General features: G+C 72.4%; 17 protein-coding genes. 6 read left to right on the top strand and 11 right to left on the bottom strand.

Annotation, left to right across the window (positions count from 1 at the left end):
* Positions 1 to 40 precede the first annotated feature (40 nt).
* On the top strand, positions 41 to 1678 hold the full coding sequence (locus BSL84_RS28370; protein ID WP_030030611.1) for an ABC-F family ATP-binding cassette domain-containing protein: 1638 nt from the start codon (positions 41 to 43) through the stop codon (positions 1676 to 1678).
* A 31-nt stretch (positions 1679 to 1709) separates the two neighbouring features.
* On the opposite strand, the gene BSL84_RS28365 is transcribed toward BSL84_RS28370, so the two are convergent.
* The 4 genes from BSL84_RS28365 to BSL84_RS28350 all read right to left on the bottom strand — a co-directional run bounded on the left by BSL84_RS28365 (position 1710) and on the right by BSL84_RS28350 (position 6909).
* Entirely contained in the window at positions 1710 to 2489 is a 780-nt protein-coding gene (locus tag BSL84_RS28365) for an SDR family NAD(P)-dependent oxidoreductase (RefSeq protein ID WP_075971450.1), read from the bottom strand.
* On the bottom strand, positions 2486 to 3673 hold the full coding sequence (locus BSL84_RS28360; protein WP_159393573.1) for an MAB_1171c family putative transporter: 1188 nt from the start codon (positions 3671 to 3673) through the stop codon (positions 2486 to 2488). The genes BSL84_RS28365 and BSL84_RS28360 overlap by 4 nt, the downstream gene beginning before the upstream one ends.
* Positions 3663 to 4166 (bottom strand): ImmA/IrrE family metallo-endopeptidase, encoded by a 504-nt coding sequence (locus tag BSL84_RS28355; RefSeq protein ID WP_030031625.1) that lies wholly within the window; start codon positions 4164 to 4166, stop codon positions 3663 to 3665. The genes BSL84_RS28360 and BSL84_RS28355 overlap by 11 nt, the downstream gene beginning before the upstream one ends.
* Before the next feature lie 304 nt (positions 4167 to 4470).
* Entirely contained in the window at positions 4471 to 6909 is a 2439-nt protein-coding gene (locus tag BSL84_RS28350; protein ID WP_075971448.1) for a Tex family protein, read from the bottom strand.
* A 421-nt stretch (positions 6910 to 7330) separates the two neighbouring features.
* Here BSL84_RS28350 and BSL84_RS28345 point away from each other — a divergent pair, with 421 nt between their 5' ends.
* Positions 7331 to 8902, top strand: coding sequence for a M1 family metallopeptidase (locus tag BSL84_RS28345; protein WP_075971447.1), 1572 nt, complete (start codon positions 7331 to 7333; stop codon positions 8900 to 8902).
* A 76-nt stretch (positions 8903 to 8978) separates the two neighbouring features.
* Here BSL84_RS28345 and BSL84_RS28340 read toward each other — a convergent pair whose 3' ends face one another.
* The gene (locus BSL84_RS28340; protein ID WP_075971446.1) at positions 8979 to 9875 is read right to left on the bottom strand and encodes an oxygenase MpaB family protein; all 897 of its coding nucleotides are present in this window, start codon (positions 9873 to 9875) and stop codon (positions 8979 to 8981) included.
* A 130-nt stretch (positions 9876 to 10005) separates the two neighbouring features.
* Here BSL84_RS28340 and sph point away from each other — a divergent pair, with 130 nt between their 5' ends.
* On the top strand, positions 10006 to 10998 hold the full coding sequence (gene sph / locus BSL84_RS28335; protein WP_045322644.1) for a sphingomyelin phosphodiesterase: 993 nt from the start codon (positions 10006 to 10008) through the stop codon (positions 10996 to 10998).
* 53 nt (positions 10999 to 11051) lie between these two features.
* Here sph and BSL84_RS28330 read toward each other — a convergent pair whose 3' ends face one another.
* The gene (locus tag BSL84_RS28330; RefSeq protein ID WP_075971445.1) at positions 11052 to 12893 is read right to left on the bottom strand and encodes an AMP-dependent synthetase/ligase; all 1842 of its coding nucleotides are present in this window, start codon (positions 12891 to 12893) and stop codon (positions 11052 to 11054) included.
* Positions 12894 to 12978: 85 nt separating this feature from the next.
* Between BSL84_RS28330 and BSL84_RS28325 the strand changes: the two genes are divergently transcribed.
* Entirely contained in the window at positions 12979 to 13707 is a 729-nt protein-coding gene (locus tag BSL84_RS28325; protein WP_075971444.1) for a MerR family transcriptional regulator, read from the top strand.
* A gap of 44 nt (positions 13708 to 13751) precedes the next feature.
* A complete protein-coding gene (locus BSL84_RS28320) occupies positions 13752 to 14423 on the top strand; it encodes a maltokinase N-terminal cap-like domain-containing protein (protein WP_075971443.1) in 672 nt (223 codons plus the stop codon).
* A 106-nt stretch (positions 14424 to 14529) separates the two neighbouring features.
* On the opposite strand, the gene BSL84_RS28315 is transcribed toward BSL84_RS28320, so the two are convergent.
* The 5 genes from BSL84_RS28315 to BSL84_RS28295 all read right to left on the bottom strand — a co-directional run bounded on the left by BSL84_RS28315 (position 14530) and on the right by BSL84_RS28295 (position 21461).
* Positions 14530 to 16713, bottom strand: coding sequence for a 3-hydroxyacyl-CoA dehydrogenase NAD-binding domain-containing protein (locus BSL84_RS28315; RefSeq protein ID WP_075971442.1), 2184 nt, complete (start codon positions 16711 to 16713; stop codon positions 14530 to 14532).
* A 44-nt stretch (positions 16714 to 16757) separates the two neighbouring features.
* Positions 16758 to 17972 (bottom strand): acetyl-CoA C-acetyltransferase, encoded by a 1215-nt coding sequence (locus BSL84_RS28310; protein WP_030029564.1) that lies wholly within the window; start codon positions 17970 to 17972, stop codon positions 16758 to 16760.
* Positions 17973 to 18087: 115 nt separating this feature from the next.
* Positions 18088 to 19230 carry an acyl-CoA dehydrogenase family protein gene (locus BSL84_RS28305; RefSeq protein WP_075971441.1) on the bottom strand — a complete coding sequence of 381 codons (1143 nt, stop codon included), beginning with the start codon at positions 19228 to 19230 and terminating at the stop codon, positions 18088 to 18090.
* A 12-nt stretch (positions 19231 to 19242) separates the two neighbouring features.
* Positions 19243 to 20268 carry an LLM class F420-dependent oxidoreductase gene (locus tag BSL84_RS28300; RefSeq protein ID WP_030029567.1) on the bottom strand — a complete coding sequence of 342 codons (1026 nt, stop codon included), beginning with the start codon at positions 20266 to 20268 and terminating at the stop codon, positions 19243 to 19245.
* Positions 20268 to 21461 (bottom strand): CaiB/BaiF CoA transferase family protein, encoded by a 1194-nt coding sequence (locus BSL84_RS28295; RefSeq protein WP_079273323.1) that lies wholly within the window; start codon positions 21459 to 21461, stop codon positions 20268 to 20270. The genes BSL84_RS28300 and BSL84_RS28295 overlap by 1 nt, the downstream gene beginning before the upstream one ends.
* Positions 21462 to 21844: 383 nt before the next feature.
* Between BSL84_RS28295 and BSL84_RS28290 the strand changes: the two genes are divergently transcribed.
* Positions 21845 to 23452: a PKD domain-containing protein gene (locus BSL84_RS28290; RefSeq protein WP_075971440.1), complete on the top strand. Its 1608-nt coding sequence runs from the start codon at positions 21845 to 21847 to the stop codon at positions 23450 to 23452.
* Positions 23453 to 23585 lie beyond the last annotated feature (133 nt).

The following is a 23585-nucleotide window of genomic DNA, read 5'->3' as shown; positions in this document are numbered from 1 at the left end:
GCCGGGGCGGCGCCGGCGCGCCGATAGGATCGGCCCCATCATGACTGCAACCCTCGTCGCCAAGAAGCTCACCGCCGCGCACGGCGAGCGCACGCTGTTCGCCGATCTCGACCTCGTCGTCGCGCCCGGTGACGTCATCGGCCTCGTCGGCGTCAACGGCGCCGGGAAGTCGACCCTGCTGCGCCTGCTCGCCGGGCTGGACACCCCCGAGACCGGGGAGCTGCGGCTGTCGCCGCCCACCGCCGCCGTCGGCCACCTCCCGCAGGAGCCGGAGCGCCGGGCCGGGGAGTCGGTCCGGGAGTTCCTGGCCCGGCGTACCGGAGTCGCCGCCGCCCAGGCGGAGCTCGACGCGGCGACGCAGGGCCTGGTGGACGGCACGCCGGGCGCGGACGACGCGTACGCGACCGCGCTCGACCGGTGGCTGGACCTCGGTGGCGCGGACCTGGACGAGCGGGCCGCGGAGGTGGCCGACGAGCTGGGCCTCGCGGTCGGTCTGGACCTGCCGATGACGGCGCTCTCCGGTGGCCAGGCGGCCCGTGCGGGCCTGGCCTCGCTGCTGCTCTCCCGCTACGACGTGTTCCTGCTGGACGAGCCGACCAACGACCTGGACCTGGACGGTCTGGAGCGGCTGGAGCGGTTCGTGAAGGGGCTGCGCGCCGGCACCGTCGTGATCAGCCACGACCGCGAGTTCCTGACGCGGACCGTCACCAAGGTGCTGGAACTGGACCTGGCGCAGCAGCAGATCAACCTATACGGCGGCGGCTACGACTCCTATCTGGAGGAGCGCGCGCGGGCCCGCAGCCACGCGCGTGAGGAGTACGAGGAGTACGCGGACAAGAGGGCTTCGCTGGAGGGGCGGGCCCAGATGCAGCGCAACTGGATGGACAAGGGCGTGCGCAACGCCCGCCGCAAGGCCACCGACAACGACAAGATCGGGAAGGCGCTGCGCGGCGAGTCCAGTGAGAAGCAGGCCGCCAAGGCCCGCCAGACGCAGCGTGCGATCGAGCGGCTGGAGGTCGTCGAGGAGCCGCGCAAGGAGTGGGAGCTGCGCATGGAGATCGCGGCCGCCCCGCGCTCGGGCTCCGTGGTGGCCACCCTGCGCGAGGCGGTCGTCAAGCGCGGGGACTTCACCTTCGGTCCGGCCGGCCTGCAGATCGACTGGGCGGACCGGGTGGCGATCACCGGGGCCAACGGCGCCGGCAAGTCCACCCTCCTCGCCGTGCTCCTGGGCCGGCTGGCCCCGGACTCCGGCTCCGCCACGCTCGGCTCCGGGGTGCTGGTGGGCGAGGTCGACCAGGCGCGCGGACTGTTCCTCGGCGACGAACCGCTGCTGGAGGCGTTCTGCGCGGCGGTGCCCGACACCGAGCCCGCCGAAGTGCGCACCCTGCTGGCCAAGTTCGGCCTGAAGGCGGCCCACGTCCTGCGCCCGGCGGCGACCCTCTCCCCCGGCGAGCGCACCCGCGCGGCCCTCGCGCTGCTCCAGGGCCGCGGGGTGAACCTGCTGGTCCTGGACGAGCCGACGAACCACCTCGACCTGCCGGCGATCGAGCAGCTGGAGTCCGCCCTGGAGTCCTACGAGGGCACCCTCCTGCTGGTGACGCACGACCGCCGGATGCTCGAAGCGGTGCAGGTGACACGCCGCCTGGAGGTCTCCGGCGGCAGGGTCACCGAGCTGTAGCCGCGGCCCGGCGGCCGCCCGGACCGGCGGGTCAGGCGTCCGGGCCGGCGGGGGCCCGGCGCTTGCGGGCCATCCTGCGTGCCACGAAGCTGCGCGGGAGGTGGCGGACGGCGAGGGCGTAGGCCTGGTAGCGGCGGCCGGTGATGCTGACCGGGCGGCGCAGGGCCAGGTCCCTCAGCGCCTGCTCGACCACGGCTTCCGGCTCCAGCCAGACCGCGTCGCGCAGCGCGCTGACGTCCATCCCGGCGCGTTCCTGGAACTCGGTGCGGGTGAAGCCGGGGACGACGGCGAGGACCCGGACGTTGTAGGGCTCCATGTCCACCCGGAGGGACTCGCTGAAGGCGGTGATCCAGGCCTTGGCGGCTCCGTAGGTGCCGGTGGGCAGCAGTCCGGCGACCGAGGAGACGTTGACGACGGCCCCGTGGCGGCGCGCGCGCAGGCCGGGCAGCGCTGCGTGGGTGAGCCGCAGCGGGATCCTGACGAGGAGGTCGAGCATCCGCTCCTCGTCCTCGACCGGGTTGTGGGGAAAGGGCGCCGGGAGCCCGAAGCCCGCGTTGTTGACCAGGATGTCCACGGGCCGGGCGGGGTCGGCGAGCCGTTCGGCGACCGCCGCGAGCTCCGCCGGGTCCAGCAGGTCGGCGGGCAGCACCTCGGAGGAGGTGCCGTACTCGCGGGCCAGCGCGCCGGCGACGGCGTCGAGCCGGTCCTTGTCCCGGGCCACGAGGACCAGGTCGCAGCCCTTGGCGGCGAATCCCCGGGCGAAGGCCGCGCCCAGCCCGGCGCTGGCTCCGGTGATCAGTACGGTGGTCACGGCGTCTTCACTTCCTCGGTGGTGGCCGGCGAGGTGTAGGCCTCGGCGACGTCGACCAGGAACCGGGCCTCGTCCGCCAGGTCCCCGCCTTCGTTCGAACTCTGGACGGCCGCGGGCAGTTCCAGCGCGGCCGCCTCGCCGGCCCGTCCGGGCAGGCCGGCGAGCTTGGCCCGCCGCGCGTCCTTCAGTACGCGGGCCAGCGCGGCGGCGGTGCGCCGCCGCTCGGGGATCTGCCGGCCGGCGAGCAGGCCGCGGGCCTGCTCCAGGGCGCCCGGGCGGGCGTACTCGCCCAGGATCAGGATGGCGTCGCGGGTCTCGATGACCTTGCGGTAGACGAGGAGGTCGCGCTGGACCGGCGGCCACAGCAGTTCCGCCAGCCGGGAGCTCCTCGGCTTGTTGAGGGCGACGTGCGGGACCGCCTCGACCAGGTCCCGCCACAGCGGCCACAGCCGCCAGGCGGTGGCGATGTCGCCGGCGGTGCGGCGCAGGGTGGACAGGGTGGGCACGAGGATCGCGGCGGCGCGCAGCAGGCCGTGCAGGTTCATCAGCAGCGGGAGGGCGGGCATCGCCCAGGTGCTGCCGAACAGGGCCTTGGCCAGGTAGGCCAGCCAGAACAGTCCGGCGAGCGCCGTGCCGAGGCCGAAGAGGCGCAGGCCGGCCGCCAGGCCGCGGCTCCCGGTGCGGCGGCTGTAGCGCCAGCACAGGGCCACGCAGAGGGTGTTGGCGATGACGTGGGCCGAGATCAGCACGAGCCAGTAGGCGAGGGACGGTACCGGGTCGCCGGCCGGGGGCATGGTGTGGGTGCCGTGGCCGGGTGCTGCGGCGTCCATGGCCACGAGGGCGCCCGTCCAGGCCGCGGTGGCGGCGCAGGAGGCGATCTGGAGGCGGCGGCCGCGGGTGGCGGCGGCGACGAAGTAGAGCACGGCGCCCGCCGACAGCACGCCGACGAGGTTGCGGGCGAGGCCGATGGTGTGGGCGTAGGCCGCGCCGCGGTCCATCGCGTAGGCGACGAGGTCCGGCAGGTTCAGCGTCATCGCCGCGGCGGCGGTCGCGACGGCCAGCCACAGCCCGCGCTGCTGGGGCGAGCGCAGGGCGCCCGGGGCGCGCAGCAGGACTGCGGCCCACAGGCAGACGACGCTCGGAACGGCGAGCCAGTCGCCGAAGGCGGTCAGGTCAGTCGCCATCGGCGGCACCCCGCTCGTACCCCATGGCGGACTCCAGCCGGGCCAGGGTGCCCCGGTCCCGGGCGGGGGTGCGCGGGCCGGCGTTGGCGGTGCGGATGCGGATCATGCTGGCGAGCATCTCCGCCTCCTGCTCCTGGCGGGTGGTGTAGTTGGTGCGGCCGAGCACGACGGGGGCGCTGCCGTCGGTGTCCTCGCCCTCCAGCGAGTGGTGTCCGAAGAGGATGTGGCCGAGCTCGTGGAGGACGATGTGCTCGCGGTGCAGCGGCGTGGTCTGCGCCTCGTAGAAGACGTAGTCGACGCTGGCCGTGCCCACCCACAGGCCGCAGACCCCCGATTCCGCCGCCTCCTTGGGGAGCGGGTGGAGCCGGATGGGGCGGCCGCGCTGCTCGGCGATCCGTGCGCACAGGACGTCGAGGGAGAACGGGTGGGTCAGATCCAGATGGCCGAGAATCTTCTCGCACCTTTTGCGAAGGCTGAGTTGCCGGTGGGACATGTGATCCCTCTTCGGACCCTTTCCGGGGCAGCGTCGGTAGGCGTGTGTGGGCATGGGCATGACGTCCTGTGCCTTCAAGGCGGCCTCGGGGAATGCAGTCCTGAGGGAGGAAACGCGGAAGCCCGTCCGCCGGGTGACGAACGGGCGTTCCACCATGCCTACAGATCTTGTACGCGAGTTGGCAAGGAAAGTCCCCAGGTGGGGAAGCTATTCGGCCATCACATACGAAGATCGTCACGCGCCGGGTGGCCGAAGACACCCCCTGGGCGTGCGGGACCGCTCCCGCACGCCCGCCCCGCCCGGGTCACCGCTTGCGGCGCTCCTCGGGAGCGGTGAGGCCGGCCCGGCGCAGGGCGTCGGCCATCGCGCTGTTCGCCGGTGCGGGTGCGCCGCCCCCCTGCCGCCGGCCCTGGCCACCGCCCTGGCCCTGGCCGCGTTCGCCCTGGCTCCTGCCGCCGCCCCGGCCGCCCGCTCCGCCGCGCTGCTGCGGGGGACGGCCGCCGCCGCGCCGCTCGTCGCGCTGTCGCGGGGCGCCCGCGCCGCGCTCCGCCCCGGCCTCGTCCTCCAGCCGCAGGGTCAGCGAGATCCGCTTGCGCGGGATGTCCACGCCCATGACCTTGACCCGGACGATGTCGCCCGGCTTGACCACGTCCCGGGGGTCCTTGACGAAGGTCTTCGACAGCGCCGAGACGTGCGCCAGGCCGTCCTGGTGGACGCCGATGTCGATGAAGGCCCCGAAGGCGGCCACGTTGGTGACGACGCCTTCCAGGATCATCCCCGGGGCCAGGTCGCCGATCTTCTCGACGCCCTCCTTGAAGGTCGCCGTCCTGAAGGCGGGGCGCGGGTCGCGGCCCGGCTTCTCCAGCTCGCGCAGAATGTCGGTGACGGTGGGCAGGCCGAAGGCCTCGGTGACGAACTGCTCGGGCCGCAGGGAGCGCAGGACGCCGGTGTTGCCGATCAGTGCGGCCACCTCGCCGCCCGCCGTCTTCCCCATCGCCCGCACCACCGGGTAGGCCTCGGGGTGCACGGCGGAGGCGTCCAGCGGGTCGTCGCCGCCGCGGATGCGCAGGAAGCCCGCGCACTGCTCGTACGCCTTGGGGCCGAGGCGGGCCACGTCCTTGAGGCCCTTGCGGTTCCTGAAGGGGCCGTTGGCGTCGCGGTGGGCGACGATGTTCTCGGCGAGGGTCCCGCTGATGCCGGAGACCCGCGAGAGCAGGGGCGCGGACGCGGTGTTGACGTCGACGCCGACGCCGTTCACACAGTCCTCGACCACCGCGTCGAGGGAGCGGGACAGCTTCACCTCGGACAGGTCGTGCTGGTACTGGCCGACTCCGATCGACTTCGGGTCGATCTTGACCAGTTCGGCCAGCGGGTCCTGGAGGCGGCGGGCGATGGAGACGGCGCCGCGCAGCGACACGTCCATGCCGGGCAGTTCCTGCGAGGCGAAGGCGGAGGCCGAGTACACGGAGGCGCCCGCCTCCGAGACCATCACCTTGGTCAGGCCGAGTCCGGGGTGGCGGGCGATCAGGTCCGCGGCCAGCTTGTCGGTCTCCCGGGACGCGGTGCCGTTGCCGATGGCGACCAGCTCGACCGCGTGCTGCTCGGCCAGGCGGGCCAGCTTGGCGAGGGATTCGTCCCACTTGTTCGCGGGCACGTGCGGGTAGATCACGTCGGTGGCCACGACCTTGCCGGTGGCGTCCACCACGGCGACCTTCACACCGGTGCGGAAGCCCGGGTCGAGGCCGAGGGTGGCGCGGGTGCCGGCGGGCGCCGCGAGCAGCAGGTCGCGCAGGTTCGACGCGAAGACGCGTACGGCCTCGTCCTCGGCGGCCTGGCGCAGCCGCATCCGCAGGTCGATGCCGAGGTGCACCTGGACCTTGGTGCGCCAGCACCAGCGGACGGTGTCCGCGAGCCACTTGTCGCCGGGCCGGCTGTGCTGCGCGGGGGTCGCGATGCCGAAGCGGCGCGCGATCATGCTCTCGTACGTGGAGGGGCCGGGGGTGTCGGCGTCCTCGGGTGCCTCGGGTTCCAGGCTGAGGTCGAGGACTTCCTCCTTCTCGCCGCGCAGCATGGCGAGGACGCGGTGCGAGGGCAGCGCGGTGAAGGGCTCGGCGAAGTCGAAGTAGTCGGCGAACTTCGCGCCGGCCTCCTCCTTGCCCTCGCGGACCTTCGCGGCGAGCCGGCCGCGGCCCCACATGCGCTCGCGGAGCTCGCCGATCAGGTCGGCGTCCTCGGCGAACCGCTCGGTGAGGATGGCGCGGGCGCCCTCCAGGGCGGCGGCCGGGTCGGCGACGCCCTTGCCGGCGTCGACGAACGCGGCGGCCGCGGCGGCCGGTTCCACCGACGGGTCGGCCAGCAGGCCGTCCGCGAGGGGTTCCAGGCCGGCCTCGCGGGCGATCTGCGCCTTCGTGCGCCGCTTGGGCTTGAAGGGGAGGTAGATGTCCTCCAGGCGCGCCTTGGTGTCGGCCGCGTTGATCCGGGCCTCCAGCTCGGCGTCGAGCTTGCCCTGCTCCCGTACGGAGTCCAGGACGGCCGCGCGCCGGTCCTCCAGCTCGCGCAGATACCTCAGCCGCTCCTCCAGGGTGCGCAGCTGGGCGTCGTCGAGCATCTCGGTCGCTTCCTTGCGGTAGCGCGCGATGAACGGCACGGTGGAGCCGCCGTCGAGCAGCTCGACGGCGGCCTTGACCTGCCGCTCCCGTACGCCGAGCTCCTCGGCGATCCTGCCTTCGATGGACATCGTCACGATCGGGTCCCGCCTGCCTTCGTTTGCACTGGAAGGCTGCCAATTGTGGCAGGTGGCCGTGGCGGACCGCGGGAGCCCTGCCCGTCGGGCCCTGCCCTTGGGGTTCGGCCGGACGGCGGCCGCGGTCACGGCGCCGCGGGGAGCGGTGGTCCGATCCGGACATCCGCCGGGCGGGGTGGGGCGTTCGGCGGCGGGGGCGGATCCGGGGCGGCGGGCGGGCGGACCGCAGGCGGGGGCGGGTGCGGCGGGGCGGGCGGCGGCCTGGCGGGCGGGCCGGCGCCCCGCCGGCCGCCGGCGCGTGACGGCCGAATGGCGATCGTGTGACAGCGGGGGCCATGGACATGACCTGAGGGTCCAGGGGTGAATACGGTCGAGCGACGACCTTGAACCGAGCTGTCTCCCCTACCACTTGGAGTCATTCGTGCACCGCAAAGTCATCGTCCCGAGCGTGCTCGCCGCTTCCCTTCTGCTGGTGATCCCGGCGTCGGCGGCGAGTTCAGGTCCGGGCGCCCCGGGTATCGGCGATCCCTACTACCCGGCCAGCGGCAACGGCGGATACGACGTGTCGCACTACGACCTGCGCCTGAAGTACCAGCCGGCGACGGACCTGCTGGAGGGCACCGCGACGCTGATCGCCACCGCCAAGCAGGACCTGTCCCGTTTCAACCTCGACTTCGGCCTGAAGGTCAGCGAGATCCGGGTCAACGGCGCCAAGGCGAAGTTCGCCACGTCCGGCGCGCACGAGGTGGAGGTCACCCCGGCGAAGCCGCTGGCGCGCAACGCTCCGCTGACCGTCGTCGTCACGTACGCGGGCAAGCCGTCGGAGCTGAAAATCGACGGCTGGACGGCCTGGCACCGCACCCCCGACGGCGGTGTGGCGGCGCAGGAGCCCGACTCGGCCGTGTGGTGGTTCCCCAGCAACGACCACCCGCTGGACAAGGCCACCTTCGACGTCTCGGTCAACGTGCCCGACGGCACCCAGGCCATCAGCAACGGCGTGCTGCAGTCGCAGACCTCGCGGCTCGGCTGGACCCGGTACAACTGGCGCTCCAACAAGCCGCAGGCCACCTACCTCGCCACGCTCGCCGTAGGCAGGTTCGACATCACCACCGACACGACGGCAAGCGGGCTGCCGATCGTCAACGCGTACAGCAAGGACCTCGGCGACAACGCGGGCGCGGCGCGCGCGAGCGTGGAGCGGACCGGCGAGGTCACCGAGTGGCTGGAGGGGGTCTTCGGGCCGTACCCCTTCAACGCGCTGGGCGGCTACGTGCCGAACGTGAGCGCCGGCTTCGCCCTGGAGACCCAGACCCGGCCGTTCTACGGTCCGCGCCAGTTCCAGAACGGCGCGAACGTCTCGGTGGTCGTGCACGAGCTGGCGCACCAGTGGTACGGCGACAGCGTGTCCGTGGAGGGCTGGAAGGACATCTGGATCAACGAGGGCTTCGCCCGCTACAGCCAGTGGCTGTGGTCGGAGAAGGAAGGCGAGGGCACCGCACAGGAGCTCGCCGACTGGGCCTACTCCCTGCGCCCGGCGGAGGACGCCTTCTGGCAGGTCAAGCCGGGTGACCCCGGCCCGGAGAACCAGTTCCACGGGGCGGTCTACGACCGCGGCGCCATCGCCCTGCAGGCGCTGCGCAACGAGATCGGCGACGAGAAGTTCTTCCGGATCCTCAAGGGCTGGCCGACCGAGCGGGCCTACGGCAACGCCGAGGTGGGGGACTTCGTACGGTACGCCGAGAAGGTCTCCGGCAAGCCCCTGGCCCAGCTGTTCGAGACCTGGCTCTACACCGCGGGCAAGCCCGAGGCCTCGGCGCTGAACCCGGCGGCCGCGAAGCCGGCGGCCCGCTCGGGGCAGTCCGCGCCGGATCGGTCCGCGCCGGTGAAGCCCGCCGCCGAGCCGAAGTCCTGGAAGAAGATCGCGGAGACCAACGCCGTCCACGACACCGGGCGCGACACCGGGCACGGCTCCGGTCCGGGCCACCGGCACTGAGTCCGCGCGGGACCCGGACCCCGCACCCGGCCCCCGTTTTCGGCGGGGGGCCGCGTGCGGTCCGGGGCCGGGGTCGTCAGCGGCGCCCCGCGTGCCACTCGGCCCGCGCCCGGTACGCGATCGGCAGGTAGCGCAGCCGCTCCGGCAGCAGCGGTACGAGGAGCCGTACGACGGCGCTGAAGCGCCGCAGCCGGCGCTCCTGCGCCGGGCTCCACTCCAGCCCGATCACGGCACGCGCCTCGGGCGGCATGTACCCGGCGGTGACGAAGGCCCGCAGCCGCAGGAAAGCCGCCCGCAGCACCGGCCAGGTCAGCCGCAGCAGCAGCCGTACGGGGAGCGGGCCGCCCTCGGGCCGGGGCAGCGGCACGTCGGTGGCCACCAGCTCGCGGGCGACCGCGGTCGGCTCGATCTCCTCGGCCAGCATCCGGCCCCAGTAGGTCCAGTACTCCTCGATGGTCTGCGGCATGTCCCGGTCGCGCAGGCCGAGGATCCGGCCGACCTGGAGCCATTCCCGGTAGAGCTGCTGCTCCTGGGCGGGGGTGAAGCGGCGCAGCAGGTAGCGCCCGGCGTACAGGTAGACCGGGAAGCCGGTGGCGTGTACCCAGGCGTAGCAGTCGGGGTCGAGGGAGTGGTAGCGGCGGCCGCGGGTGTCGGTGCCCTGGATGTCCTTGTGCAGGCGGCGGACCCGGCGGCCCTCCTCGGCAGCCGCCTCACCGCCGTACACCCACAGCTGGACCGAGCGCAGGGACCGCTCACCGCGGCCCCACGGGTCGGTGCGGAAGACGGAGTACTCGTCGACGCCCGCCGCGATGGCCGGGTGCGCGACCTGCATGGTGAAGGCGGCGGGCAGCATCAGCAGCGCGCGGACGTCGCCGGCGATGGTCCACAGCACGCCGCCCGGCGGCGGCGGAGCGGGGTCGGTGCGGCGCGTGTGCGCAGGTCCGGCGGGGTGAGCCGAGTCCGTCTTCGTCATATGACAAGTATGCGAGCACCGGACGGCCGTCTCACGGACAGAAAGTCGCTGCACAGGTGTTACCCAGAGGTAACTGCTGCTGCTTGTATGTCGGCGTCGCTCTTCCCCCGCAGGAATGACGGAGACCTCCATGCTGCTTTCCACGACCCGCTCGCGCCGCCGTGCCGCCGCCACGGCCGTCGCCGCGGTCGCCGCAGGCGCCCTGGCCGCCACCACCGCGCCCGGCGCCACGGCCGCGGAGAACGCCGCCGCCCCGCGGCTGAGCGTCCTGTCGTACAACGTTTTCCTGATGAGCAAGAACCTCTATCCGAACTGGGGCCAGGACCACCGGGCCGCGCAGATCCCCAGGACCTCCTTCTACCAGGGCCACGACGTGGTCGTGCTCCAGGAGGCCTTCGACAACAGCTCGTCGGACGCGCTGAAGGCCAACTCCGCAGCGCAGTACCCCTACCAGACCCCGGTCGTCGGCCGCAGCAAGTCCGGCTGGGACGCCACGGGCGGTGCCTACTCCGCCACCACCCCGGAGGACGGCGGCGTGACGGTCCTCAGCAAGTGGCCGATCGTGCGCAAGGAGCAGTTCGTCTACAAGGACGCCTGCGGCGCCGACTGGTGGTCCAACAAGGGCTTCGCCTACGTGGTGCTGAACGTGAACGGCACGAAGGTGCACGTCGTCGGCACGCACGCGCAGTCCACCGACCCGGGCTGCGGCGCGGGTGAGGCGGCGCAGATGCGCGCCCGTCAGTTCCGGGCCGTCGACGCCTTCCTGGACGGCAAGAACATCCCGGCGAACGAGCAGGTCATCCTGGCGGGCGACCTCAACGTCGACTCGCGCACCCCCGAGTACGCGAGCCTGCTCGCCAACGCCGACCTGGCCGACTCCGACACGCGCACGGGCCACCCGTACTCCTTCGACACCGCGCTGAACTCGATAGCGAAGGACCGCTACCCGACGGACCCGCGCGAGGACCTGGACTACGTCCTCTACCGCCGGGGCAACGCCCGCCCGGCGGGCTGGGAGAACAACGTGGTCAAGGAGGAGTCGGCCCCCTGGACGGTCTCCAGCTGGGGCACCTCCTACACCTACACCAACCTCTCCGACCACTACCCCCTGATAGGCCGCTGACCCACCCGCTCCCCGGCCGGGGGCGGGTGGGCCCGCCGGCCGGGGCGTGGGGGTCAGTGCGCGTCGTGCGCGTCCTCGTAGAGGGCGTCGATCAGGGCGCCGTACTTGTCGCGGACGACGCGGCGGCGGAGTTTGAGGGAGGGGGTGAGTTCACCGCTCTCGGGGCTCCACTCCTCGGTCAGCACCTGGTAGCGCTTGATCTGCTCGGTCCGGTTGAGCCGGGCGTTGGCCGCCTCGACCGCGCGGGCGATCTCCTCCCGGACGGCGGGGTGCCCGGCGAGTTCGCGCGGGGAGGCGGCCTCGATGCCCCGGGCGGCCGCCCAGACCGGGGCCAGCTCCGCGTCCAGGACGAGCAGGGCGACGAGGTAGGAGCGTCCGTCGCCGTGCACCAGCGCCTGGCCGATCAGCGGGTGCTCCTTGACCGTGTTCTCCACCAGCGCGGGCGAGACGTTCTTCCCGGTGGAGGTGATGATCAGCTCCTTCTTGCGGTCGGTGATCCACAGGAAGCCGTCCTCGTCGATCCGGCCGACGTCCCCCGTGGGGAACCAGCCCTCTGGGTCGCAGGCGTTCTCCACCGAGCCGTCCGGCCGCAGGTAGCCGCCGAAGACGGTCGCCCCGCGCGTGAACACCTCCCCGTCCTCGGCGATCCTCAGCTCCACCCCCTCGATCGGCCGGCCGACCGAGCCCAGCCGGAAGCCGTCGGCGCTGTTGAGCGTGCACACCCCGGCCGTCTCGGTGAGCCCCCAGGCGTCCATGATCGTGATGCCCCAGCCGGCCCAGAAGCGGACCACGTCGATGGGCATCGGCGCGGTGGCGCTGGCCGTCCACGCCAGCCGGTCCATGCCCGCGAGCCGCAGCAGCGGGTCCAGCGTCCGTTCCTTCGCCGCCGCGTACGAGGCTTCGAGCGCGGCGGGCACCTCCTCCCCCCGCTCGTGGTGGCCGGCCCGGGCGCGGGCGAGGTCGCCCGCCTCCTCGATGGCGTTGCGCTGCTCCTCGGGGAGCTGCGCGAGGACCGCGCGGACGGAGGCGGCGAGCTTCTCCCACACCCGGGGCACCCCGAAGAACTGCACCGGGCGCAGTTCGCGGACGGCCGCCGACACGGCGGCGGGATCGGCGCACAGCATGACGTGGGAGGCCCGCAGCAGGGGCAGGTAGATGCCGAGGACCCGCTCGGCGATGTGCGCGAAGGGCAGGTAGCAGATGTGCGCCGCGTGCTCGGGCAGGTCCACGCGCCGGTCGAGGCGGACCGCCTGGAGGATCAGGTTGCGGTGGGTCAGGCGTACGCCCTTGGGGTCGCCGGTGGTGCCCGAGGTGTAGACGACGGTGAGCGGGTCCTCGGGGCGGGTCTCCTGCCAGGCCTTGTCGAAGGCGTCGGCGCGGTGGATCCGTGCGCCGCTCGCGTACAGGGAGGCGTACGTGCCGTGCCGGCCTGCGTCGGCGGCCTCGGCGACGACGAGGCGCTCCAGGGGGACGTCGGCGGCGGCCAGCAGCGGCTCCCACCGGGCGAGTTCGCGGGCGCCCTCGACGACGGCGACCCGGGCCCGGCTGTGGCGGGCGATGTGCGCGATCTGCTCGGGCGCGGAGGTCCCGTACACGGTGACGGGGACGGCTCCGAGGTGGAAGAGGGCGAGGTCGCTGAGCCAGTGCTCGGGGCGGTTGCCCATCATCAGCAGGACGTGCTCGCCCCGCCGGACGCCGAGGGCCGTGTAGCCGGCGGCGAGGACGGCGACCCGGTGGCGGACTTCGCTCCAGGTCAGGGTCGTCCAGTCGGCGGCGTCCGGGCCGGCTCGCCAGGAGAGGGCGGGAAGGTCCCCGTACTCGGCGGCGTTGCGGGCCAGCAGGGCGGAGAAGGTGATCTCCTCGGGTCGTCCGGGCAGTCGCAGGTTCGTGGTCATGGGCAGCTCCTGGCCGTTTCACATCGTTGGTGCGACAGCAATACTGTTGAACCCAAGCTGTGGAGCAGAGAGCGAGGCGCAGACGATGGCCGACCAGGCACCCGAGCCGGGGCTCACCGTCGACGAGCTGGCGGCCCGGGCGGGCGTCACCGTGCGCACGGTACGGTTCTACAGCACCCGCGGGCTTTTGCCCCCTCCCGTGATCGGTCCTCGTCGGGTGGGGCACTACGGGCCGGAGCACCTGTCGCGGATGGCCCTGATCGAGGAGCTGCAGCACCAGGGGATGACCCTGTCCGCCATCGAGCGGTATCTGGACGCGCTGCCGGACGACCTGAGCGCGCACGATCTGGCGATCCACCGGGCGATGGTGGCCAGTTGGTCCCCGGACGCGGCCCGGGAGGTGTCGCGGGAGGAGCTGGAGAAGCGGGCGGGGCGCAGCCTGTCGGACACCGATGTGCGGCGCCTGACGGCGATGAACGTGCTGGCCGCCTCGGGGGGCGGGTTCCGGGTGGACGTGGGACTGCTGCGGCTCGGGGTCGCCCTGCTCGACGTGCCGATCGCGCACGAGACCATCCTGGCGGCGCGCGGGGTGCTGCTGGAGCACACCCGGTCGGCGGCACAGCAGCTGACGGCGCTGTTCCGGGACGAGGTGTGGGGGCCGTTCACGGAGGGCGAGAGCGACCCGGAGCGGGTGGAGTCGATGAAGGCGCTGTCGGCGCACATGCAGCCGATGGTGGTGCAGGCGCTGGTGACGGCCTTCCAGCGGTCGCTGCGGGAGGAGCTGCGGGCGGCGTTCGCCTCCGGCGAGGAGTGATCCGGAGTCGAGAGGTCCGGCCGCGTCGGGTAGCTTCACGGCGCATGGCAGTCATTCACCGCACCACCATGTCGCCCGGAAAGCTCGAACTGATCGCCGCCTGGTTGCCGTCGAGGCCCTGGTACCGGGGCGGGGACGCACCGCGGCTCGGCAAGGCCGGCGGTTTCCGGCTCGACGACCCCGAGGGCGAGGTCGGCATCGAGTTCATGGTGGTCACCGACACCTCCGGGGACTCCCCCGTGACGTACCAGGTCCCGTTGACCTATCGCGGGGCGCCCCTGGAGTCCGCCGCGGACGGCCTGATCGGCACCTCGGAGCACGGCGTCCTCGGCCGGCGCTGGATCTACGACGGGGTCCACGACGTGGTGCTGGTCGAGCAGTTGCTCGCGCTGCTGGCGGGCGCCACCACGGCCCAGGACCAGAACGCCAGCGACGTCCCCGACCCGACGGTCGAGGTCCGCGGCGAGGGGTCCGGGGTGCCGCAGGGCCCGACCGGCGCGGGGACGGTGACGGACACCGACGACACGAGCCTCGTCACCGTGGGTCCGTCGGCGCAGGAGGGCCCGCTGTCGACACTGGCCCTGTGCCGGGTGCTCCGCCCGGGGCCCACGGCCGAGGGTGACGGCGCGGCGGGACGGGTGCTGGCCGGCTGGTCCGACCCGGACGGCACCCGGCAGCGCGGGGCGTTCGCCCACCTGGCCCCGAGCGAGCACTGACCCAGGCCAGACCGTACCCGGGCTCGCAGGGACACCGGCCCGCAGGACACCGGCACGCGGAGCGGCCCCGGGCCCGCGCTGCGGGCCCGGGTTCGTCCGTACCGGATCAGTCCGCGTAGGTCTCGCCGCGCTCGGCCTTCTCCACCAGGGAGGCCGGCGGGGTGAACCGCTCGCCGTACTTCTCCGCGAGCTCGCGGGCGCGGGCCACGAAGCCGGTGAGGCCGCCCTCGTAGCCGTTGACGTACTGGATCACGCCGCCGGTCCAGGCCGGGAAGCCGATGCCCATGATGGAGCCGATGTTGGCGTCGGCGACCGAGGTGAGGACGCCCTCGTCGAGGCAGCGGACGGTGTCCAGGGCCTCGGAGAAGAGCATGCGCTCCTTCATGTCCTCGAAGGGCACCTCGTGGCCCGGTCGCCGGTCCGGCTTGGCGAAGTGCTCGCGCAGGCCCGGCCAGATGCCGGCGCGCTTGCCGGACTCGTCGTACTCGTAGAAGCCGGCGCCGCCGCTGCGGCCGGGGCGGCCGAACTCGTCCACCATGCGGTCGATGACGGTGTCGGCGGGGTGCTCGGTCCACGTCCCGCCCTCCGCCTCCACGGCCTTGCGGCTCTCGTTGCGGATCTTGCGCGGCAGGGTCAGGGTCAGCTCGTCCATCAGGGAGAGCACCTTGGCCGGGTAGCCGGCCTGGGCGGCGGCCTGCTCGATGGAGGCGGGCTCGATGCCCTCGCCGACCATCGCGACGCCCTCGTTGATGAACTGGCCGATGACGCGCGAGGTGAAGAAGCCGCGGGAGTCGTTGACCACGATCGGGGTCTTGTTGATCTGGCGGACCAGGTCGAAGGCGCGGGCGATGGCCTCGTCGCCGGTCTGCGCGCCCTTGATGATCTCGACGAGCGGCATCTTGTCGACGGGCGAGAAGAAGTGCAGTCCGATGAAGTCGGCGGGCCGCTTCACGCCTTCGGCGAGCCCGGTGATGGGCAGGGTCGAGGTGTTGGAGCACAGGAGCGCGTCGGGCGCGATGACGTCCTGGATCTCCTGGAACACCTTGTGCTTGAGGGCGGTGTCCTCGAACACGGCCTCGATGACCGCGTCGCAGCCCGCGAGGTCGGCCACCTCGGCGGTCGGGGTGATCCGGGCGAGCAGTTCCGCGCGCTTCGCCTCGGTGGTCCGGCCGCGGGAGAGCGCCTTGTCGAGCAGCTTCTCGGAGTACGCCTTGCCCTTCGCGGCGGCCTCGGCGGTGACGTCCTTGAGGACCACCTCGATGCCGGCGCGGGCGCAGGAGTAGGCGATGCCGGCGCCCATCATGCCGGCGCCGAGGACGGCGACCTTGCGGACCTGCCGCGGCTCGACGCCCTGGGGGCGGCTGCGGCCGGCGTTGACGGCCTGGAGGTCGAAGAAGAACGCCTGGATCATGTTCTTGGCGGTCTGTCCGGTGACCAGCTCGGTGAAGTAGCGGGCCTCGATGGTCAGCGCGGTCTCGAAGTCGACCTGGGAGCCCTCGACGGCGCAGGCCAGGATGTTGCGCGGGGCCGGGTACGGGGCACCGTTCAGCTGCTTCTTCAGGTTGGCCGGGAAGGCCGGGAGGTTCGCGGCGAAGCGCGGGTTGGACGGCGTACCGCCGGGGATCTTGTAGCCGGGTACGTCCCAGGGCTGCTGCGACTCGGGGTGGGCGTCGATGAAGGCGCGGGCCTTGCCCAGCATCTCCTCGGGCGTCGCGGCCAGTTCGTGCACCAGGCCGTTGTCCAGGGCGCGCTGCGGGGTGTACTGGGTGCCCTGGAGCAGGACCTTGAGCAGTGCGTCGGCGATGCCCATGAGGCGTACGGTGCGGGTGACGCCGCCGCCCGCCGGGAGGAGGCCGAGGGTGACCTCGGGCAGGCCGATCTTGGAGCCGGGCGCGTCGAGGGCGACGCGGTGGTGGGAGGCGAGGGCGATCTCGTAACCCCCTCCCAGGGCCGCGCCGTTGATGGCGGCGACGACGGGCTTGCCGAGGGTTTCGATGCGGCGCAGGGACCGCTTGATCTCGGTGCCGGTGTCGAAGGCGAGCTGCGCGTGCTCGGGGCGCAGCCGGATCATGTCCTTGAGGTCGCCGCCCGCGAAGAAGGTCTTCTTCGCGGAGGTGTAGATGATGCCGCGGATGGAGTCCTTCTCGGCCTCGGCGCGGTCGGCGATCGCCGCGATGGAGTCCTTGAAGGCCTGGTTCATCGTGTTGGCGGACTGGCCCGGGTCGTCGAGGACCAGGGTGACGACGCCGGTCTCGTCCTGTTCCCAGCGGATCGTGGTGGACTCGCTCATGTTCGCTACTTCCGTGTCGGAGGGGTCGGGGGATACAGGACGGTTCAGAGGCGTTCGACGATGGTGGCGACGCCCATGCCGCCGCCGACGCAGAGGGTGACCAGGCCGTAGCGCTTGTCCTGGCGCTCCAGCTCGTCGACGACCGTGCCGAGGATCATCGCGCCGGTGGCGCCGAGCGGGTGGCCCAGCGCGATGGCGCCGCCGTTGACGTTGACCTTGTCGAGGGACAGGCCCATGTCCTTGACGAAGCGCAGGACGACGCCGGCGAAGGCCTCGTTGATCTCGACGAGGTCGATGTCGTCGATGGTGAGGCCGGCCTTGGCGAGGGCCTTGCGGGTGGCCGGGGCGGGGCCGGTGAGCATGATGGTGGGCTCGGAGCCGGAGACGGCCGCCGAGACGATCCGGGCGCGGGGCGCCAGCCCGTTGCGCTCGCCCGCCTCGCGGGAGCCGATGGCGACGAGCGAGGCGCCGTCGACGATGCCGGAGGAGTTGCCCGCGTGGTGGACGTGGTCGATCTTCTCGATCCAGTGGTACTTCTGGAGGGCGACGGCGTCGAAGCCGCCGAGCTCGCCGATGTCCGCGAAGGACGGCTTCAGCTTGGCGAGGGTGTCGGCGGTGGTGCCGGGGCGGACGAACTCGTCGTGGTCCAGGACGACCAGGCCGTTGCGGTCGGTGACCGGGACGACGGACTTCGCGAAGCGGCCGTCCTTGATCGCGGCGGCGGCGCGCTCCTGGGAGAGGGCCGCGTACTCGTCGACGTCGCGCCGGGAGAAGCCCTCGACGGTGGCGATCAGGTCGGCGCCGATGCCCTGCGGGACGAAGCCCGTGTCCCAGTTGGTCATCGGGTCGGCGAACCAGGCGCCGCCGTCCGAGGCCATCGGTACGCGGGACATGGACTCCACGCCACCCGCCAGGACCAGGTCCTCCCAGCCGGAACGGACCTTCGCGGCGGCCAGGTTGACGGCCTCCAGACCCGATGCGCAGAACCGGTTCTCCTGTACGCCGGCCACCGTGTCCGGGAGCCCGGCCGCGATGGCGGCGATACGGGCGATGTCGGAGCCCTGGTCGCCGACCGGGCCGACGACGCCGAGCACGATGTCGTCGATGGTGGCGGGGTCGAGGCCGGGGTTGCGCTCGCGCAGGGCGTCGATGAGTCCGACGACGAGGTCGATCGGCTTGGTGCCGTGCAGGGAGCCATTGGCCTTGCCGCGGCCGCGCGGGGTGCGGATCGCGTCGTATACGTAAGCTTCGGTGCTCACTGGTCAAGCCTTTCGGTGTGCTGGAGGGTCCGGGGAAGTCCTGGAAGGTCCTGGGAGGTCCTGAAGGCCCTGGGGTTCCTGCAGGTCCTCGGCGGGGCCGCGGGTGGGACGGGGGTCAGCTGAGGAGGGACCGGCCGATGATCTCCTTCATGATCTCGGTCGTGCCGCCGTAGATCGTCTGGATACGGCCGTCGGTGAAGGCCCGCGCCACCCGGTACTCGGTCATGTAGCCGTAGCCGCCGTGCAGTTGCAGACAGCGGTCCGCCACCCGCTTCTGCAGTTCCGTGGCCCACCACTTGGCCATCGAGGCGTGGACGTGGTCCAGCTCGCCGTCGGCGTGGTCGGTGATGCACCGGTCGAGGAAGGTGCGGGTTACGGCGACCTCGGTCGCCATCTCCGCGATCTCGAACCGGATGTGCTGGAGCTTGGACAGCGGACGCCCGAAGGCCTCGCGCTCCTTCACGTACCGGGTGGTGATCTCCAGCAGGTGTTCGGCGGCGGCGATTCCGGCCATCGCGATGCCCAGCCGCTCCTGTGCCAGATTGGTCATCAGGTGGACGAAGGCGCCGTTCAGCTCGCCGAGCAGGTTCTCCTTCGGGACCCGCACGTCGTGGAAGAACAGCTCGGCGGTGTCCTGCGCCTTCTGGCCGATCTTGTCGAGGTTGCGGCCGCGCTCGAAGCCCTCCGCGCCGCGCTCGACGACCAGCAGCGACAGGCCGTGCGCCCCGCCCTCGGGCGTCGTCTTCGCCACCACGATCACCAGGTCGGCGAGGATGCCGTTGGAGATGAAGGTCTTGGAGCCGTTCAGCACCCAGTGGTCGCCGCGGTCCTCGGCCGTGGTCCGGATCCCCTGGAGGTCGGAGCCCGCGCCGGGCTCGGTCATCGCTATGGCCGTGACGGTCTCGCCGGAGCAGAAGCCGGGCAGCCATCGGCGCTTCTGCTCCTCGGTGGCCAGCGAGGTCAGGTACGGCCCGATGATGTCGTTGTGCAGGCCGATGGCGAGCCCGGGGGCGCCCGCCCGGGTGAACTCCTCGGCGATCACGGCGGCGTAGCGGAAGTCGGTGTTGCCGCCGCCCCCGTACTCCTCCGGCACGGCGAGCCCGAGCAGACCCTGGCGGCCGGCGGCCCGCCACGCCTCGCGGCTGACGATGCCGTCCTTCTCCCACTGCTCGTAGTGCGGCAGCACCTCCTTGGCGAGGAAGGTGCGGACGGACTCGCGGAACGCCTCGTGGTCGGCGTCGAAGATCAGGCGCTTCATCGGGAGGGCTCCTCAAAGCCAGTTCTTGACGGTTTCGATCAGGCGGGCCGGCTCGGGGCCGACGGGTGTGACGTTGAGCATGGTGACCCCGGCCTCGCGGAAGGCCTCGACACGCTCGCGTACGTACCCCTCGGGCCCGCACAGGGTCATCAGCTCGCAGAACTCGTCCGGTACGGCGGCGGCCGCGTCGCGCGTGCGTCCGGCGAGGTAGAGCTCCTGGATCCGGCGGGCCGCGTCCCCGTAGCCGTAGGCGACGGCGAGGTCGTTGTAGAAGTTCTTGCCGACCGCGCCCATGCCGCCGACGTACAGCGCGATCTGCGGGCGGGCGCGTTCGCGGACGGCGGCCGCGTCCTCGCCGATGGCGAGCAGGCCGCCCGCGACGGTCTGGAGCGGGCCCAGTTCCGGGGCGCGTTTCGCCGCGCCCTCGGCGAGCGGGCCGCCCCACACGCCGGCGGCCTTCTCCGGGAGGAAGAGCGTGGGCAGCCAGCCGTCCGCGATCTCGGCGGTCAGCCGCACGTTCGCCGGGCCGAGGGAGGCGATGTAGACGGGGATGGCGTCGCGCACCGGCCGGGTGAGGATCTTCAGGGGCTTGCCGTGCCGGCCGCCCTTCTCCGGGGGCAGCGGCATGTCCGTGATGCCGTGGTGGTCGATCGTCTCGCGGCGCCAGATGCTCCGGCACAGCTCGACGGTCTCGCGGGTCCGGCCGAGCGGCTTGTCGTACGGCTTCCCGTGCCAGCCCTCGACGACCTGCGGTCCGGAGGCGCCGAGGCCGAGCAGCGCCCGGCCGCCCGAGAGGGCGTCCAGCCCTGCGGCCGTCTGCGCGATGAGGCCGGGGGTCCGCGAGTAGACGTTCATGATCGCCGAGCCGATCCGCAGGCGCTCGGTGCGTGCGGCGAGGTAACCCATGATCGTCGGGGAGTCGAAGCCCCAGGCTTCGGCCACCCACACGGCGTCGAGGCCGGCGGACTCCAGCGCGGCCGCCTCGTCGGCGGCCCGCCGCGGGTCGCCGGCGTAGTCCAGCATCATCGACAGTTCCATCAGGCCTCTTTCGGGAGCAGGGCCGGTACGTCCCAGTCGGCGGCCACCGACTCGGTGTGCGCACCCGGCAGGGCCGGCCCGCCGGTCACGGCGGCCGGGGTCGCGGAGAACCGCGGCGCGGGGGCGGGCTGCACGGTCCCGCCGATGTCGGTGAAGGTGCCCCGGGCGGCGAGGTGGGGGTGGCCGGGGGCCTCGCGCAGGGAGAGCACGGGTGCCACGCAGGCGTCGGTCCCCTCGAAGACCGCCGTCCACTCCTCGCGCGTACGGGTGCGGAAGCGGGCGGCGACGGCCTCGCGCAGCTCGCCCCAGCGGGCGATGTCCTTGCGGGCCGGAGCCCGGCCGGCGATGCCGAGGAGCTCGGTGAAGGTGTCGTAGAACTGCTGCTCCAGCGCGCCGACCGCCATGTACCCGCCGTCGGAGGTCTCGTAGGTGCCGTAGAACGGGCAGCCGCCGTCGAGGAGGTTGGCGCCGCGCCGGTCCTGCCAGCCGCCCGCCGACATCATGCCGTGGATCATGGCGGTGAGGTGGGCCGTGCCGTCGACGATGGCCGCGTCGACGACCTGGCCGGTGCCGGTGGCCCGGGCGTGCTGGAGGGCGGCGAGGACGCCGATCACCAGGTAGAGCGAGCCGCCCGCGTAGTCCCCGACCAGGTTGGCGGGGACCGCCGGGGGCTTGCCCGGGTCCCCGATCATGCCGAGGGCGCCGGTGACGGCGATGTAGGCGATGTCGTGGCCCGCGGTGTGCGCGAGCGGGCCCTCCTGGCCCCAGCCGGTCATCCGGCCGTAGACGAGGCGGGGATTGCGCGCGTGGCAGTCGGCCGGGCCGACGCCGAGCCGTTCCGCGACGCCGGGGCGGAAGCCCTCGATCAGGACGTCGGCGCGCTCGACGAGGTCCAGGACGCGGACGGGGCCGTCGGCGGACTTGAGGTCGAGGAGGACGGAGCGCTTGCCGCGGTTGGTGATGTCGTGGGCGGGGTCCACCGCGAGCCCGCCGCCGCCGGGCCGGTCCACTCGTACGACGTCCGCTCCCAGGTCGGCGAGGAGCATGGCGGCGAACGGGCCCGGGCCGATGCCGGCCAGCTCGACGACGCGGAGGCCGGCGAGCGGGCCTCGGGCGCCGGCCGGTCCGGTGCCGTCGCCGCTGCCGGGGGCGTTGCCGGTCGGGGTCCCGGTCCCGTTCCCTGTCACTGCCATCGAGCCCCCAGCGTCATCGGTGTGGTGCCTGCTGTGCCGCGCGTGCCTCATGCGCCTGGTGCGCCTGGTGCGCCTGGTGCGCCTGGTGCGCGACTGTGTGACACAACTGATGTAACACCGGTGATGCTAGGAACGTGTTCCACCGAGCACAAGCCCCCTGGCCGGGCTCCCGCCGGATCGGCCGGCTTTGGCGCATCCGGCTTCTCGGAACCGCCACGAGATTCGCAGGCCACCCCCCTGATGGACCGCCCAGCGACTCTGTACTCTGAACACGCTTTCGAGCTGATCAAGCTTTCAATCAGATAAATGGGGGATCGGTGCGTCGTCGCCGTCTTGTAATCTCCGCTGCCGCCATCGCGGCGGGCGTTGGCCTCATCCCGGGCGTGGCCCAGGCCGACCCGGCCACGCCGGACGCGCGCGGCACCGCGAAGCCGGACCTGGAGCTGGGCAAGGACGCCAAGGCCAAGGGCCACGCCTTCACCAGCCCCGCGGACCGCACGGTCCGCAAGCCCCTGCCGTCGGCCAAGACCGGCGCGGCCGCCGCCCCGCAGGTGCAGTCCGTCAACGCCAACGCGGACCTCGCGGTGGGCGTGACCGCCTACGGCACGTCGGCGCACGGCACCGAGGTGGACACCACCGTCACGAGTGAGTACACCGCGCTCAAGGTCACCATCGAGTGGGGCGACGGCAAGCAGGACGTCTTTGACGCCTACGGCTCCGACGCCCGCACCACCGCCCACACCTACGCCGAGGTCGGCTCGTACACGGTCAAGGTCACCGTGACCGACGCCGCGAACAACCTCTCGGCCGTCAACGAGGTCGTGTTCGTCACCGACGGCTCGGACTTCACCCCGTACGCACCGACCCGTCTGCTGGACACCCGCAACGGCACCGGCGCGCTGCAGGGCATGGTCCAGCCGTACAGCTCCACCCGCGTGAAGGTCGGCGGCAACGGCGGGATCCCGGCCGGCGTCACCGCCGTGGTCCTCAACGTCACGGTCACCAACACCTCCTCCGACGGCCACATCACGGCCTTCCCCGAGGGCACGCAGCGTCCGACCACGTCGAACGTCAACTACAAGGCCGGTCAGAGCGTCCCGAACCTGGTCATCGTGCCGGTCGGCAAGAACGGCTACGTGGAGATCGCCAACCGCGGCGGCATGCCGGTCGACCTGATCGCCGACGTCACCGGCTTCTTCTCCAAGACCGCCTCCAGCGGTTACACCCCGATCACCCCGGCCCGTTTCGTCGACACCCGCAAGGGCCTCGGCACGGCGCTGGGCCAGCTCGGCGGCCGCAAGACCTTCTCCACCCAGATCAGCGGCCTGCGCGGCGTGCCCCAGGGCATCAGCGCCGTCGCGCTGAACGTGACGGTCACCAACCCGAAGGAGGCCGGCCACCTGTCGGTCTTCCCGGGCGGCAGCGCCACCCCGACCGCGTCGAACCTGAACTTCACCGCGGGCCAGACCATCGCCAACTCGGTCATCGTCCCCGTCGGCCAGGACGGCAAGATCAGCGTCTTCAACGGCGCCTGGGCGGGCACCGACGTCGTCGTCGACGTCGTCGGCTTCTACAGCACCGACAGCAAGAGCGCCTTCCTGCCGCTCTCGCCGGAGCGCCTGGTCGACACCCGTGACCCCAAGGACCCGGTGTACGGGAAGCTGTGGGGCCAGAGCTACATCTACATGCCGATGTCCTACGACATGCCGAGCATCACGGGCTTCGTACTGAACTCCACGGTCACCAACACCGAGGGCGACGGCCACCTCACGGTCACCCCGGACCCGAACACGATGGACGACTACATCAACGAGGTCGCCGACTGGCCGACGCCGCCGGACTCCTCCAACCTGAACTGGACGAAGGGCGCCACCGTCCCGAACCTGGTCCAGGCGAGCACCGGCGACAACGGCATCATCGACCTCTGGAACCGCGGCTGGGACGACATCGACCTCATCGTCGACCTCTTCGGCCTCTACCAGGAGGGCTGATCCACCGGCAGGTGGACACCACGGCGCCCCGGGCGCGGCCGCACGGCCGTTCCCGGGGCGCCGTCATCGTGGCGGCGACGCTACATTCGCACCACGCCCCGGCCTCGGCCGCCGACACCCACCCAAAGGAGCT

The organism is Streptomyces sp. TN58, assembly GCF_001941845.1.
In the GTDB taxonomy this organism is placed as follows: Bacteria; Actinomycetota; Actinomycetes; order Streptomycetales; family Streptomycetaceae; genus Streptomyces.
This window is presented reverse-complemented; position numbering and strand designations above follow the sequence as displayed.